Source organism: Streptomyces sp. NPDC101234 (assembly GCF_044767525.1).
Classification (GTDB): Bacteria; Actinomycetota; Actinomycetes; order Streptomycetales; family Streptomycetaceae; genus Streptomyces; species Streptomyces sasae.
Genome location: NZ_JBIWOA010000033.1, coordinates 31554 through 44996 on the forward strand (window position 1 = coordinate 31554; position 13443 = coordinate 44996).

Genomic DNA, 13443 nt, shown 5'->3' on the forward strand with positions numbered 1-13443 from the left:
AGTCCGGCAACAGCTCGGTTAATAACTGCTCGCTAGTTGGTTACCGGAGAGTGAGCGGGTCATGATGGCTCCATGACGTTGGCCTTGCGCGCACTGGCGCAACTGGCGACCTGGCCCGACCTGACCCCGGCCGTACCGAGCTGCGGCCTGGGCCAGGCGGTGAGTTCGGCGCAGGGCGAGATCGCGCACTTCCACTCGGAGCGCGATGTGGACCTGCGTCTCACCGCCCGTGCCATCCGGCATTTCGCCAAGGACCTCAGGAACACCGGAGCGATCCGGATCGTCCCGGGCTCGCAGTGGGTGACGATACGACTCGACGCCGCGAGCGACGTCGACCTGCTGCTGACCCTGGTGAGCGTCGCCCTCCAGGCCCAGCAGAGCTGGCCCGACCCGGCCGACCGGCCCGTGTTCGGCTGCAACGACCAGCGGGGCGCGGGGTTCGTCAGCGCGGACACCAGCGGGTTCTGACAACAGGGGGCCGCGGCCGGGTCACACGGTCATGACCCGGATCCCCGCCTCCTCGAACCGGCGTACCGTCTCCGGCGCCGCCGCCGTGTCCGTCACCAGCGTGTCCACCAGCTCCGCCGCGCAGATCCGGGCGAACGCCCGCCCGCCCAGCTTGGTGGAGTCCGCGGCGACGACCACGCGGGCCGCGCGCTCGCACAGCAGCCGGTTGATCGCGGCCTCCGCCTCGTCGTGAGCCGCCGCCCCATGGGTGACGTCGAAGGCGACCACCCCGAGCACCGCCACGTCGAGGGTGATCTGCCCCAGCACCCCGTCGGCGAGCGGTCCGATCAGCTCGTACGACTGCGGGCGCGCCACCCCGCCCGTCACCACGATCTTGAACTGGGGCCGTACCGCCAGCTCGTTGGCGATGTTGAGCGCGTTCGTCACGACCGTCAGCGCCGGCGTGCCGGTGGCGAGGTCGCCCCGCACGGCGAGAGCACGGGCCACCTCCGTCGTGGTCGTACCGCCCGTCAGCCCCACCGCCTCGCCAGGTGCGACCAGTTCCGCCACCGCCTTGGCGATCCGCTGCTTCTCGGAGGCCCGCCGGGCCGTCTTGTAGCGCAACGGCAGCTCGTACGACACCCCGTGCACCACCGCCCCGCCCCGGGTGCGCACCAGCATCTGCTGCTCGGCGAGCTGGTCGAGGTCCCGGCGGATCGTCGCCGCCGACACCGCCAGCTCGGCCGCCGCCTCCTCGACATCGAGGCGGCCGCGCTCGACGAGCAGCTCGAGCAGTGCCTTCCAGCGGGCGTCGCGCGACATCCGCCGCCTCCGTTCCTCGATCTTCCGGTGACCCTAGCGCACCCGGCATTCAACAGAATGCTTGATTGTGATTGAAACTCGGCTCTATCTTGCAATAACAATCACTGAAGGGGAGACGGTGGTATGTCACACATCACCCAGGAGCTGAACGGCCAGCCCGACTGCTGGATACGCGCCGCCCAGGAAGCCCACCGGCACACAGAGGCGTTGCCGCTGCCGGGCGAGCGGGTCGCGATCGTCGGATGCGGCACCTCGTACTTCATGGCCCAGGCGGCGGCCGTACTGCGCGAGGGCGCGGGGCACGGTGAGACAGACGCCTTCGCCGCCTCGGAGTTCCCACGCGGGCGGTCGTACGACCGGGTGCTCGCCCTCACCCGGTCCGGCACCACCACCGAAGTAGTGGACCTGCTGGGGCAGCTGAAGGGAACCGTGCGTACGACGGCGATCACCGCCGACCCCGGCACCCCCGTCATGCGGGCCGCCGACGACCTCGTCGTCCTGGACTTCGCGGACGAACGCTCCGTCGTGCAGACCCGGTTCGCGACCACCGCGCTCACCCTCCTCCGCGCCCACCTCGGCCTCCACACCGACGCCGTGGTCGCCGACGCCCGCACCGCGCTGTCGACCCCCCTGCCCCAAGGGCTCGTCGAGTGCACCCAGTTCACCTTCCTCGGGCGCGGTTGGACCGTCGGACTCGCCGCCGAGGCGGCACTGAAGATGCGCGAGGCCTCGCTGTCCTGGACCGAGGCCTACCCGGCGATGGAGTACCGGCACGGCCCGATCAGCATCACCACCCGCTCCACCGCGACCTGGATGTTCGGCCCGGCACCCGCCGGACTCGCCGAACAGGTGAGCGCCACCGGGGGGCTGTGGGTCGAAGGGGCCCTCGACCCGCTCGCCGAACTCGTCCGCGCCCAGCGCCTCGCGGTAGCCGTCGCCGCCGCCCGGGACCTCGATCCCGACCGGCCGCGTCATCTCACCCGCTCGGTGATCCTCGTCCCGTCCGGCCAGGAGTGACCGTGCCCCTCGCAGCCACCGGCGAACTGCTGACCCGGGCCGCCGAAGCCCGCTCCGCCGTCGCCGCGTTCAACATCATCACCCTGGAGCACGTGGAGGCCGTCGTCACCGGCGCCGAGGCGGCCGGGGCGCCCGTGGTGCTCCAGGTCAGCGAGAACGCCGTCAAGTTCCGCTACGGACGGCTCCTCCCGCTGGCCCGCGCCGCCACCGCCGCCGCCGAACGGGCCGATGTTCCCGTCGCGTTGCACCTCGACCACGTCCAGAGCGACGACCTGCTCCGCCAGGCGCCCGGCGCCGGCTTCGGCTCCGTGATGTACGACGCGTCCCGGCTGCCCTACGCGGAGAACCTCGCCGCGACCGCGGCCGCCGTGGACTGGGCGCACACCCAAGGCCTCTGGATCGAGGCCGAGTTGGGGCAGGTCGGCGGCAAGGACGGCGGTGAGCCGCTGGACGCGCACGCACCCGGTGCCCGTACCGACCCCGACGAGGCACGGGCCTTCGTCGCCGGCACCGGAGTCGACGCGCTCGCCGTGGCGATCGGCAGCGTGCACGCCATGACCACCCGCACCGCGGCCCTCGACCACGACCTGCTCCGGCGACTGTCGACCGCCGTACCGGTCCCGCTCGTCCTGCACGGCTCCTCCGGAGTCCCGGACGACGGCCTGGTCGCCGCGGTGGCCGGAGGCATCGCCAAGGTCAACGTCGGTACGGCGCTCAACATGGCGATGACGCGTTCGATCCGCCGCTTCCTCGCGGACCACCCCGAGGCCGTGGACTCCCGCAAGTACCTCAGCGTCGGCAGGGAGGCGATGGCCCGGGAGGTGAGGCGGATCATCACCGTACTGACCCGCGGGACTACCCCCGACTGACCGGCGGCACTACCCTCGCCTGACCGCCTTCAGCACCACGAACTTCGGGTCACTGGCCACCAGTCGGCTGTTGCCGAACAGCCGGCGCAGCGTCACGTGATAGCCCAGGTGCCGGTTGCCGACCACCCACAGTTCGCCGCCCGGCCGCAGCGCCCGCTTCGCCCCGGCGAACATCCGCCACGCCGTCGCGTCGGTGGTCGCCTGGTGGGAGTGGAAAGGCGGGTTGTTCAGCACCACGTCCACGCTCCCGTCCGCGACCCCGGCCAGCCCGTCCCCGACCCGGAACTCGGCATGCCCGGGCACCCCGTTGGCCTTGTAGGTGGCCTCCGCCGAGGCCACCGCCTGGAACGACTCGTCGACGAACAGCACCTCGGCCGTCGGATCCGCCAGCGCCACCGCCGTACCGACCACCCCGTTGCCGCACCCCAGGTCCACGATCCGCCGCCCGCCTCCGGGCAGATGCGCCAGGAAGAACCGCGTACCGATGTCGAGCCGGTCGGCGCAGAAGACCCCCGCGTGGTTGACGACCGTACGCCCGGAGACCGCGCCGATGCCGTCCGGGAGCGCGTAGCTGTACGGCCACGGGTTCGCCGGACGCTCCAGCGCCGGGTCCGGCGTGCAGTGGATCAGCCGCGCCTTCTGCTCGGCCGGCGAGGTCCGGGTCGGCCCCAGGATCCGCTCGAACAGCTGGAGTGTCGAGGTGTGGATCTCCTTCACCATGCCGGTGCCGATCACGACCGTGCCGGCATGCACGGCGGGCGCCAGCCGCAGCAGCTGGTCCTCAAGGAGCGCCAGGCTCTTCGGCACCCGCACCAGCAGCACGTCCACCCGCTCCGGCGGCGGATCCTGGGTGGTGAGCAGCTGTACCGCACCCGGCTCGACACCCGCGCGCGCCAGATTCGCCCGAGTCGCCTCCTGGCTCAGATACGAGTCGGTGATCTGTGCCGGCCGGTGCTCCGCCAGCGCCGTGACCAGCGCGCCCCAGCGGTCGCCCAGCACCACGACCCTGCCGGACAGCCCGACCCGCTCCCGGTCGAGATACCGCAGCAGGTACGAGTCGGAGGCGTCCCAGGCACGCAGCCGGTCGCGCGGATCCTCCGGGAAGCGGGACAGTTCGAACTCGCCCCACGCAGTCGTCATACGGTCGCTCATCGTGCGTCCAGGCTAGCCGAACCCCAGCTCAGACCCGGTCGGGCAGGATGGGGGCATGGAGGATGAGCTGTTCCCGAGGGCGTGCGCCCGTATCGCGCCGGGCGCCGTGCACGTCCCCGGCTGGCTGGACGCGGAGCAGCAGCGCGCGCTGCTGACCGCCTGCCGCGACTGGGCCCGGCCCCCGGCCGGCCTGCGCACGGTCCGCACACCGGGAGGCGGCACCATGACCGCCCGCCAGGTCTGCCTGGGCTGGCACTGGTACCCGTACGCCTACGCCCGCACGGTCACCGACGGCGACGGCAGCCCCGTGAAGCCGTTCCCGGCCTGGCTGGACGAACTGGGCCGCCGCGCGGCGACCGAGGCGCTGGGCCCGGAGGCGGTCGGCGGATTGTCGTACGACATCGCACTGATCAACTTCTACGACGCCGACGCCCGGATGGGCATGCACCGGGACGCCGACGAGAAGTCGGACGCGCCGGTGGTGTCGCTGAGCCTGGGGGACACGTGTGTGTTCCGTTTCGGGAACACGGAGAGCAGGACCAAGCCCTACAGGGACGTGGAGCTGCGCTCGGGAGACCTGTTCGTGTTCGGGGGAGAGTCCCGGCTCGCCTATCACGGAGTGCCGAAGGTGTACCCGGGCACGGCACCGGCGGACCTGGGCCTGACCGGCCGCCTCAACGTCACATTGAGGATCAGTGGCTTTTGACGCCCTGAGGTGTAGCGCCCCTTCAGGGGCACGGGGCTGAATCGACGTGCGGCTCCGCCGCGTGGGCGCGACCAGCCCCAACGGCGCCGCACCTTTGATGCGGCCCCTCCGGAGGATCATGGCAGACTCCCTCTCATGAGCGGCAAGGCGCACCCCCGGCCGGCGGGGGAAGGGACCACCTCGAAACCCCGGTTGGACAGAGGGCGCGGCGCACTCGGCCCCGCACTGGAACTCGTGCACACCGGCCGGGCCCCCACCCGCGCGGTCCTCACCGCGGAACTCGGCGTCACCCGGGCCACCGCCGGCGCCGTCGCCGCCGAACTGGAGGCACTCGGCCTGATCAGGGTCGACGCGCACCCGGGCGCCGCGGCCGGATCGCAGGGCCGGCCCTCGCACCGCCTGGAGGTCGCCGAGAACGGCCCCGTTGTGCTGGCCGCACAGGTCCACGCCGACGGTTTCCGCGCGGCGCTGGTCGGCCTGGGCGGCCGTATCGTCGCGACGGCGCCCGGCTGCGAGACGGTCGACGCCGACCCGGCGAAGGTGCTCGGCTCGGTGGTGGAGGCCGGCGCCGACCTGTTGCTGACCACCGGCCGCCGCTGCGCCGGCGCCGGCCTCGCCGTGCCGTCCGCCGTCGCCGAACCGGAGGGCCTCGCCCTCAACCCCCTGCACCTGGCCTGGCCGGTGGGCGCGCCGGTGCGCCGCATCTTCGCGGAGTGCGTGCGCGCGGCCGGGATCACCGGTCCTGCGTTCGCGGGCAACGACGTGAACCTGGCGGCGCTCGCCGAACACCGGCACGGCGCTGGCCGGGGCGCCCGGGACCTGCTGTGCGTGGCCACCGGACACCGGGGCGTCGGCGGCGCGCTGGTCCTCGACGGCCGCCTGCACACGGGGAGTTCGGGCCTGGCCCTGGAGGTCGGCCACCTCACGGTCAACCCCGAGGGCCGCCCCTGCCACTGCGGCAGCCGGGGGTGTCTGGACGTCGAGGCGGATCCGCTGGCACTGCTCATCGAGGCGGGCCGTGCGCCCGGCCCCGAGGTGTCGCTGCTCCGACAGGCCGAGGACCTGGTCCGCGACCACTACGACGACCCGACCGTCCGCAGGGCCACCGAGGCCCTCATCGACCGGCTCGGCCTGGGCCTGGCCGGACTGGTCAACATCCTCAACCCCGACCGGATCATCCTCGGCGGCCTGCACCGCACCCTCCTGGACGCCGACCCGGAGCGGCTGCGCGCGGTCGTCGCCGACCGCAGCCTGTGGGGGCAGAGCGGCGGCGTACCGATCCTGCCGTGCACACTCAGCCACAACAGCCTGGTGGGGGCCGCCGAGTTGGCCTGGCAGCCGGTCCTGGACGACCCACTGGGGGCGCTGCAGTAACCACCCGCAAGCCAACGCCAACGGTCTACCACCGCGCCGTCAGACTCCACGGCGCCGCCACCAACGGCCGCCGCAGGTCGGCGCGGCGGATGCACAGACCGATGGGGAACGGCTCCGGCGCCGGGTCGGCCGGGAGTACCGCGATGCGGTCCTGCACCGCGCTGTGTTCCAGTACGGTCCGGGGCACCATCCCCGTGCCGCAGCCCAGGGCGACCAGGGCCAACAGCGCTTCGTGGCCGTCCGGTTCAGAGGCGAGGTCCGGGACCGTGCCCCGGGTGCGGAACCAGCGGTCGGCCGCCTCGCGCACCAGACCCCGCTGCGGGAGCACGAACGGGCCGTCCGGACCGGGGTCCGGGCGGTCGCGCGCGGTGACCAGGACCAGGTCGGTGACCGCGACGGTCCGGCCGACCAGCGGTTCCGGCAGGCGTGCCGGGATGCCGGCGACGGTCACGTCGGCCTCGCCCTCGTCGAGCCGGGCCAGCGCCGCGGCCGCGTCACCGGTGCGCAGATCCAGCCGTACCTGCGGATGCGCGGTCCGGAACGGCGCCAACAGATCGGGCAGCAGGGCCTGGCAGGCGGTCACGGTGGCGAACACGGACAGTTTGCCGACGAGTTCTGCCGGGTCGGGATGGTCGTCAGGGGAGGCCAGCCTCCAGGCGCTGCACGGCCCGGGTGAGCGTGGCCGGGCTGACATGGCAGTCCAGGCTTGTGCGGCCGAAGTTCAGGGACTGCGCGAGATGGAGGAAGAGCCGCAGCTCCCGATGATCGTCCCGCACCCTGTGGCCAGGCTCTTTCATGATCCGCAATAGGGTGCTGCGAAGGTTGCGCTTGTCGCAACGCCCGCCCGGAGCCCGCAACTCGACCATGACCACGACGACCACCTACACCTCCACATGGTCGACAACTGCTCCCGCACGGCCCGCCTCGGCACCCGCCGCTGGGGCCCGCGCTTCCTGGCCGCCTACGAGCAGATCGCCTTCCCCGCCTCCGAACTCCCCGCTGACAGCGCGCTGTTGACCGCCTTCGACACCCACCCGGCCCACGAGGCCCTGGCCGCCGCCGCGAAGCTCCGCCCGTCGGTCGACATCTCCGTGGCCTGACGCCTCCGGTGGCTGGCGCCACTCGACGGCGAACGCCCGGGCCGGGTTGTGGATCAGGATGCGTTCGACGTGCTCGGCACCCAGCTCCGCCACCAGCCGCGGGCGCACCCGCCGCAGCAGGTACGGCATCCCGGGCCCGCCGTCCACCGACCGTGCCCCGGCCATCACGGTGTCCCCGCCGAGCAGCAGCCGGTCCCCGAACCCGGCCTCGGTCAGGGCGCGTACGGCCTCCGGCATCCGCCAGTCGGTGGCGTGGTTGGCGCGCGACGGCCCGTCGAAGGCCAGCCAGCAGCCGGAGGCGGCGGCCTCACGGTGGACGACCGGGTCGGGGGAGCGGTTGAGGTGGCCGAGGACCACCCGGTCGCCGGGGACTCCCAACTCTCCGCACAGCAGGTCGAGTACGTCCAGTGCGCCGGTCCCCAGCTCCAGGTGGACGGCGATCGGCGCACCGGTGGCCCGGTGCGCCTCGGCCGCCGCGGTCATCGTCCAGCGGGCGTGTGCGTCGAGGCCGTGGAAGCCTCCTGCCACCTTGATCAGACCGGCGCGTACCCCCGAGGTGCCGATGCCCCGGGTCAGCTCGTCGACGAACACCTCGGCGAGTCTCCCGCGCAGCGCGTCGAGCAACTCCGGGTCGTAGTGCGAGGCTTGGTGCAGTCCGGTCGCGCAGACCAGGTGCACCCCGGTGGCCCGGGAGAGCAGCGGCAGGTCGGCGGCCCGCCGGCCCATCCCGTACGGCGTCCACTGCACGACGGCCGTCCCGCCCGCCGCCCGGAACGCCGCCGACTCCGCCCGTGCGGCGGCCGCGTCGTTCAGCTCCCGGCCCGGGAGCTGTGGGCTGCGGAGGAAGAGGTGGTCGTGTGCGTCGCACACACCCAGGTCCTCGGGCCGTACATCACCGAGGACCGTACGGACTCTGCTCACCACTGCCGCCCGCGCGGCAGCCGGTCCCGGCCGGGCGCCGACATGTGCAGCACCTGGAACACGTCCCCCTCGGCCTTCGGTGTGTCATGCGTCCAGAGGGAGAAGCGGACCAGTTCCCAGCGGCCGGTGTCCACGGCGGCCGCCGCCAGCACGGCACCGTCCTGGTCCGCGATCCGCCGTGTCTCCCGCGCCGCCTCAGCCATCAGCCCGGAGAGTTCGACCCCGTCGGGCACCGGCTCGCGCCGCCGTACCGCGAAGGCCGCAGGAGCGCCGGCGGCGCTGCCCTCCTCGTACGCCAGCCCCGACCACTGCCGTGCCGAAGGCCGCCCGAAGTCGTTCACGAGTCCCTGGAAGGCGCCTCCCCACAGGAAGCGGTTCATGCCCTCCACGGTGTTCCAGAGGTAGAACGGGGCGTACTGGTTGACGGGCGAGCCGTGCACACCGCGCTCGCGCAGCAGAAATGTCTTGAAGCCGAGGCCGTCCCAGTCGTCGAGCAGATGCGCGACGCGGGCCACCCGGTCACGGATGATGCCGGTGTCGTAGTCGGCGGGGAGCGTCAATTCGTACTGCAGGGCGTGCATGTCGCGTCAACTCCTCAGCAGGGACAGCAGTCCGCGCACGCTGGTGTCGAACGCGGCCGGTGAGCCGGAGGCGCGGGCGAGGACGTAACCGCCCTGGACGGTCGCGAGGACGGTCGCGGCGATCTCCTCGCCGTCCAGCTGGGGCCCGAACTGCCCCTGTTCCTTGCCCTCTTCGACGATCCCGGCGATCAGCTCCCGGATCCGGTCCAGTGTCTTGTCGACCGGCGCCCGCAGTTCGTCGCTCGCGACGATGTCCGGGTCCATGGTCAGCCGCCCGATCGGACAGCCGCGCAGCACATCGCGCTCGCGCCGCAGATACGCCTCGATCCGCTCGTACGGCGTGCCGGGCCCGGTGAGTACTCCCTCGGCGGTGGCCAGCAGTTCCTCGGCGGTCCGGCGGATCGCGGCCAGCGCCAGGTCCTGCTTGCCCTTGAAGTGGTGGTACATGCTGCCCTGGCCGGCGCCGGAACGCTCCAGGATCGCCTTCGGGCTCGTACCGACGTAACCGCGCTCCCACAGCAGCTCACGCGTGGACTCGATCAACCGCTCCGACGTGCTCATGCAACGACTGTACATACTAGTAGTTACAGAACGCCAGTGCTTTCGGGAGCAGCGCGCCCGCCGTCACGTACTCCCCGGGAGGTACGGCCGCTGCCGCCGGCCGCACGACGACCCGGACCCCTTCCCGCGGCCAGGCTCGGAGGCATCGCACAGAACCTTTCCGATGGAGGAGTTGAACCGAGATGCAGACCCTGGCGAACTGGGACGGCGGGCCCGGCCCGTGGATCCTGTTCCTCCCGCTGATCTGGGCGGCCGTGGTGATCGGCGCCGTCACCTTTCTGCGGCGTACCGTCCGGCGCGGGCGCGGCGGGCCCTGGCGCCCGATGGATGCCGGACGCCCGGCCGGTGACTCGCCGCTCGCGGTCCTCGGCCGCCGTTTCGCCTCCGGTGAGATCGACGAGGACGAGTACTGGCGGCGGTCGTCCGTCCTGGAGGAGCAGTTCGGCCGCATCGGCAAGGGCGGTGCGGCATGACCACGACGACAGCGGTACGGGCCGCGGCCCGGGTCGTGGGGGCCGTGAAGGTGTACGGGGGTGGCGACACCGCCGTACACGCGCTGGACGGCGTGGACGTGGCGTTCCCGGAAGGGCGGTTCACCGCGATCATGGGCCCGTCGGGCTCCGGCAAGTCCACCCTGATGCACTGTGCGGCCGGCCTCGACACCCTCACCTCCGGCGCCGCCTACATCGGTGACACCGAGCTGGGTTCGCTCGACGACCGGCGGCTGACGCTGCTGCGCCGGGACCGGATCGGCTTTGTCTTCCAGGCGTTCAACCTGCTGCCGACGCTGACCGTCGCGGAGAACATCACCCTGCCGCTGGACCTGGCGGGCGGGCGCGGCGACCCGGAGTGGATCGACGCGCTCGTCGACGTCGTCGGGCTGCGCGACCGGCTGCGCCACCGCCCCTCCGAACTCTCCGGCGGCCAGCAGCAACGCGTCGCCGTGGCACGGGCGTTCGCGGGCCGCCCGGAGGTCGTCTTCGCCGACGAGCCCACCGGCAACCTCGACTCCCGCTCCGGCGCCGAGGTCCTCGGCCTGCTCGGCGACGCCGTACGGCGGACGGGCCGCACGGTCGTCATGGTCACCCACGACCCGGTGGCCGCCGCCCACGCCGACGAGGTGGTCTTCCTCGCCGACGGGCGCTTGGTCGACCGGATGCAGTCCCCGACGGCCGACACGGTCCTGGACCGGATGAAGGCCTTCGAGGTGCGGTCATGAACGCCTCCGTACGGCTGAGTCTGTCCTCCCTGCGCGCCCACCGGCGCCGGTTCGCCGGTACCTTCGTCGCCGTCTTCCTCGGGGTCGCCTTCCTGGCCGGCACCCTGGTCATGGGCGACACGCTCAGGGCCGGCTTCGACTCCATGTTCGGCGAAGCCACCAGCGGCACGGACGCCGTGGTGCGCGGCGCCGACGCCATCACCACGCCCGGCGAGGCGCAGGGGGTACGACAGCCGGTCCCCACCTCGTTGGTGAACGCGATCGAGCGGGTGCCCGGTGTCGCGGCCGCCGCTCCGAACATCCAGGGCGCGGGGCAGCTGGTCGGCGCCGACGGCGAGCCCATCGGCGGAAAGGGGCCGCCCACCCTGGCCGGCAACTGGATCACCGACCCGAAGCTCAACTCCTACCGACTCGCCGAGGGCCGCGCCCCCGCCAGGTCCGGGGAGGTCGTGGTCAACCGGGGCGCCGCGAAGAAGGGCTGTCTGAGGATCGGCGACACGACCGTCCTGCGCACCCCCGACCCGGTGAAGGTGACCGTCGTCGGCCTCGCGACCTTCGGCGGCGAGGACGGCATGGCCCAGGTGACCTTCACCGGCATGACCCGTGCCGACGCCGAGAAGTACCTCACCGCGAAGCCCGGCGAAGCGGCGGGCATCCTGGTGCGGGCCGGTCCCGGCGTCGGCCAGAAGGAACTGGTCGACCGGCTGACTCCCGTGCTCCCCAAGGGAGTCGAGGCCATCACCGGTCAGGAGTCGGCGCAGGAGAACACCGACATGATCTCCAGCCGGTTCCTGACCGTCTTCACGACCTTCCTGCTGGTCTTCTCGGGCGTCGCCATGCTGGTCGCGACCTTCTCCATCCACAACACCTTCGCGATCGTCGTCGCCCAACGCACCCGTGAGAACGCCCTGTTGCGCGCCCTCGGCGCCTCCCGTCGCCAGGTGACCGCGTCCGCCCTGGCAGAGGCGAGCGTCGTGGCGGTCGCCGCGTCCGCCGCCGGACTCGCGGGCGGGATCGGGATCGCGGCCGGGCTGCAGGCGCTCTTCCCGGCGATCGGATTCCCTTTCCCCGACGGCGACCTGGTGATCAAGACGCTCTCGATGGCCCTCCCGCTCGTGGTGGGTGTCGCCGTCTGTCTGGGCTCCGCCCTGCTGCCCGCCGTACGCGCCGGACGCTCCGCTCCGCTGGCCGCTCTGCGTGAGACGGCCGTCGACGCCTCCGGCGCCTCGCGCGGGCGTGCCGTCATCGGGGCGGGCCTCGGCGCCCTGGCCGTCGCCCTCGCGCTCACCGGCGTCCTGGTCTCACCGTCCGTCTGGTCGGCGGGCCTCGGCGCGCTGCTGGCCCTGGTCTCCTTCGTGATCCTGGGACCGGTCGCCGCCACCACGGCCGTACGGCTCCTCGGCGGCCCCCTGGACCGGCTGCGCGGAGTGACCGGCGCGCTCGCCCGGCGCAACGCGCTGCGCAGCCCCAGGCGGACCGCCGCCACCGCGAGCGCGCTGATGATCGGTGTGGCCGTCGTCTCGCTGTTCACCGTGTTCGGCGCGTCCCTGAAGGCCACCATGGACCAGACCGTCTCCCGGTCATTCGCCGGCGACCTCGCCGTCAGCAACCCGTCCTACGGCGCGGGCGGCAGCGGACTCAGCCCCCGGCTGGCCCCGGCGATCCAGCGACTGCCGGAGGTGGACACCGCCGTCGGACTCGGCCGCGGGGTCGCCGAAGTCGACGGCAGGGGACGGGCGCTGACCGTCACCGACCCGGCAGCCCTCGCCCGCACCTTCGACCTGGGCACCGTCCAGGGCTCACTGGCCCGGCTCGGCACCGACGGCATCGCCATCACCCGGACGGAGGCCGACCGGCTGCACCTGCACACCGGCGACACCGCCCGACTCGCCTTCACCGACGGCAAGAAGGAGGACTTCACCGTCCGCGCGGTCTACGGCAGGTCCGAACTCGCCGGTGACTACGTCATCACCCGCGCCGCCTGGGCCCCGCACCGCATCCAGGACTCCGACACCCTGGTGGCCGTCACGCTCAAGCCCGGGGTGAGCGCGGACGCGGGCCGGGCGGCGGTGACGAAGGTGGCCGCGGAGTACGGCAACCCGCAGGTCCAGACCCGCGACGACTACGCCCGGTCCTCGGCCGGCGGCATCGACATGATGCTCACCCTCGTCTACGCGCTGCTCGCCCTCGCCGTGCTCATCGCCCTGCTCGGCATCGCCAACACGCTGACCCTGGCCCTGCACGAACGCACCCGGGAACTGGGCCTGTTGCGTGCCGTCGGCCAGACCCGCCCCCAACTGCGGGCCATGGTCCGCTGGGAGTCGGTCCTGGTCGCCGCCTTCGGCACGGCCGGCGGCCTCGGTCTCGGAGCCTTCCTCGGCTGGGTGCTGGTCAAGGCCTCGGACGGCGCGAGCGACACCGCGTTCGCCTTCGCCGTCCCACCGGCCCGACTCACGGTCGTGGCTCTGGTCGGGCTGGCGGCCGGCGCCCTGGCGGGCCTGCGTCCGGCCCGGCGGGCGGCACGCCTGGACGTTCTGCGGGCGATAGCCATGGAGTAGCGCCGGGGAGAGGACTCACCGCCCGCTCAACTGGCGACAGCCGAGCGGGCGGGAGCGTGTGCGGTGGCCGGGGCTCCCGCTGTCGCGTGCGCGGCGACGGGGGCGCCGACGGTCGC

The 13443-nt window shown here is 72.8% G+C and carries 12 protein-coding genes and 3 pseudogenes; 9 read left to right on the top strand and 6 right to left on the bottom strand.

All coding sequences use genetic code 11. From position 1 onward, the window contains the following. Positions 1-72 precede the first annotated feature (72 nt). The gene (locus tag ACIRR9_RS42195; RefSeq protein WP_403763826.1) at positions 73-468 is read left to right on the top strand and encodes a luciferase family protein; all 396 of its coding nucleotides are present in this window, start codon (positions 73-75) and stop codon (positions 466-468) included. A gap of 21 nt (positions 469-489) precedes the next feature. Here ACIRR9_RS42195 and ACIRR9_RS42200 read toward each other — a convergent pair whose 3' ends face one another. Beyond that, positions 490-1269: a DeoR/GlpR family DNA-binding transcription regulator gene (locus tag ACIRR9_RS42200; RefSeq protein WP_403763828.1), complete on the bottom strand. Its 780-nt coding sequence runs from the start codon at positions 1267-1269 to the stop codon at positions 490-492. 123 nt (positions 1270-1392) lie between these two features. Between ACIRR9_RS42200 and ACIRR9_RS42205 the strand changes: the two genes are divergently transcribed. Further along, the gene (locus ACIRR9_RS42205) at positions 1393-2286 is read left to right on the top strand and encodes an SIS domain-containing protein (RefSeq protein WP_403763830.1); all 894 of its coding nucleotides are present in this window, start codon (positions 1393-1395) and stop codon (positions 2284-2286) included. Between the two features lie 2 nt (positions 2287-2288). After that, positions 2289-3155: a ketose-bisphosphate aldolase gene (locus ACIRR9_RS42210; protein WP_403763832.1), complete on the top strand. Its 867-nt coding sequence runs from the start codon at positions 2289-2291 to the stop codon at positions 3153-3155. A 9-nt stretch (positions 3156-3164) separates the two neighbouring features. Here the strand turns inward: ACIRR9_RS42210 and ACIRR9_RS42215 are convergent, their stop codons facing one another. Beyond that, positions 3165-4295 carry a methyltransferase gene (locus ACIRR9_RS42215; RefSeq protein ID WP_403763834.1) on the bottom strand — a complete coding sequence of 377 codons (1131 nt, stop codon included), beginning with the start codon at positions 4293-4295 and terminating at the stop codon, positions 3165-3167. Positions 4296-4362: 67 nt separating this feature from the next. Here ACIRR9_RS42215 and ACIRR9_RS42220 point away from each other — a divergent pair, with 67 nt between their 5' ends. Together ACIRR9_RS42220 and ACIRR9_RS42225 are read left to right on the top strand one after the other, a co-directional pair. Further along, complete coding sequence (locus tag ACIRR9_RS42220) at positions 4363-5013, top strand: alpha-ketoglutarate-dependent dioxygenase AlkB family protein (RefSeq protein WP_403763836.1); 651 nt, start codon at positions 4363-4365, stop codon at positions 5011-5013. 135 nt (positions 5014-5148) lie between these two features. Continuing rightward, positions 5149-6387, top strand: coding sequence for an ROK family protein (locus tag ACIRR9_RS42225; RefSeq protein WP_403763838.1), 1239 nt, complete (start codon positions 5149-5151; stop codon positions 6385-6387). A gap of 25 nt (positions 6388-6412) precedes the next feature. Here the strand turns inward: ACIRR9_RS42225 and ACIRR9_RS42230 are convergent. Beyond that, positions 6413-7163 (bottom strand): annotated as a pseudogene (locus ACIRR9_RS42230) (LysR substrate-binding domain-containing protein). A 114-nt stretch (positions 7164-7277) separates the two neighbouring features. Here ACIRR9_RS42230 and ACIRR9_RS42235 point away from each other — a divergent pair. Continuing rightward, a pseudogene (locus ACIRR9_RS42235) lies at positions 7278-7487 on the top strand (ketol-acid reductoisomerase); the annotation flags it as partial. A gap of 18 nt (positions 7488-7505) precedes the next feature. Here the strand turns inward: ACIRR9_RS42235 and ACIRR9_RS42240 are convergent. From ACIRR9_RS42240 to ACIRR9_RS42250, 3 genes and pseudogenes are all read right to left on the bottom strand, one after another. Next, positions 7506-8408, bottom strand: a pseudogene (locus ACIRR9_RS42240) (phosphotriesterase); the annotation flags it as partial. Further along, positions 8405-8989: a DUF4865 family protein gene (locus ACIRR9_RS42245; protein WP_403763840.1), complete on the bottom strand. Its 585-nt coding sequence runs from the start codon at positions 8987-8989 to the stop codon at positions 8405-8407. The gene ACIRR9_RS42245 and the pseudogene ACIRR9_RS42240, both read right to left, overlap by 4 nt. A 6-nt stretch (positions 8990-8995) precedes the next feature. After that, complete coding sequence (locus ACIRR9_RS42250) at positions 8996-9565, bottom strand: TetR/AcrR family transcriptional regulator (protein ID WP_403763842.1); 570 nt, start codon at positions 9563-9565, stop codon at positions 8996-8998. A 167-nt stretch (positions 9566-9732) separates the two neighbouring features. On the opposite strand from ACIRR9_RS42250, the gene ACIRR9_RS42255 reads away from it, so the two are divergent. The 3 genes from ACIRR9_RS42255 to ACIRR9_RS42265 are packed head-to-tail and all read left to right on the top strand — an operon-like array spanning position 9733 to position 13327. After that, positions 9733-10023 carry an SHOCT domain-containing protein gene (locus tag ACIRR9_RS42255; protein ID WP_403763843.1) on the top strand — a complete coding sequence of 97 codons (291 nt, stop codon included), beginning with the start codon at positions 9733-9735 and terminating at the stop codon, positions 10021-10023. Further along, the gene (locus tag ACIRR9_RS42260) at positions 10020-10769 is read left to right on the top strand and encodes an ABC transporter ATP-binding protein (RefSeq protein WP_403763845.1); all 750 of its coding nucleotides are present in this window, start codon (positions 10020-10022) and stop codon (positions 10767-10769) included. The genes ACIRR9_RS42255 and ACIRR9_RS42260 overlap by 4 nt, the downstream gene beginning before the upstream one ends. Then, positions 10766-13327, top strand: coding sequence for an FtsX-like permease family protein (locus tag ACIRR9_RS42265; RefSeq protein WP_403763847.1), 2562 nt, complete (start codon positions 10766-10768; stop codon positions 13325-13327). Before ACIRR9_RS42260 ends, ACIRR9_RS42265 begins: the two co-directional genes overlap by 4 nt. Positions 13328-13443: the final 116 nt, after the last annotated feature.

Excerpts from the sequence above, each read along its gene's own strand:
- ACIRR9_RS42265 (WP_403763847.1), top strand. The coding sequence starts at position 10,766 with ATGAACGCCTCCGTACGGCTGAGTCTGTCCTCCCTGCGCGCCCACCGG.
- ACIRR9_RS42250 (WP_403763842.1), bottom strand. The coding sequence starts at position 9,565 with ATGTACAGTCGTTGCATGAGCACGTCGGAGCGGTTGATCGAGTCCACG.
- ACIRR9_RS42220 (WP_403763836.1), top strand. The coding sequence starts at position 4,363 with ATGGAGGATGAGCTGTTCCCGAGGGCGTGCGCCCGTATCGCGCCGGGC.
- ACIRR9_RS42245 (WP_403763840.1), bottom strand. The coding sequence starts at position 8,989 with ATGCACGCCCTGCAGTACGAATTGACGCTCCCCGCCGACTACGACACC.
- ACIRR9_RS42215 (WP_403763834.1), bottom strand. The coding sequence starts at position 4,295 with ATGACGACTGCGTGGGGCGAGTTCGAACTGTCCCGCTTCCCGGAGGAT.
- ACIRR9_RS42200 (WP_403763828.1), bottom strand. The coding sequence starts at position 1,269 with ATGTCGCGCGACGCCCGCTGGAAGGCACTGCTCGAGCTGCTCGTCGAG.
- ACIRR9_RS42195 (WP_403763826.1), top strand. The coding sequence starts at position 73 with ATGACGTTGGCCTTGCGCGCACTGGCGCAACTGGCGACCTGGCCCGAC.
- ACIRR9_RS42205 (WP_403763830.1), top strand. The coding sequence starts at position 1,393 with ATGTCACACATCACCCAGGAGCTGAACGGCCAGCCCGACTGCTGGATA.
- ACIRR9_RS42260 (WP_403763845.1), top strand. The coding sequence starts at position 10,020 with ATGACCACGACGACAGCGGTACGGGCCGCGGCCCGGGTCGTGGGGGCC.
- ACIRR9_RS42225 (WP_403763838.1), top strand. The coding sequence starts at position 5,149 with ATGAGCGGCAAGGCGCACCCCCGGCCGGCGGGGGAAGGGACCACCTCG.
- ACIRR9_RS42255 (WP_403763843.1), top strand. The coding sequence starts at position 9,733 with ATGCAGACCCTGGCGAACTGGGACGGCGGGCCCGGCCCGTGGATCCTG.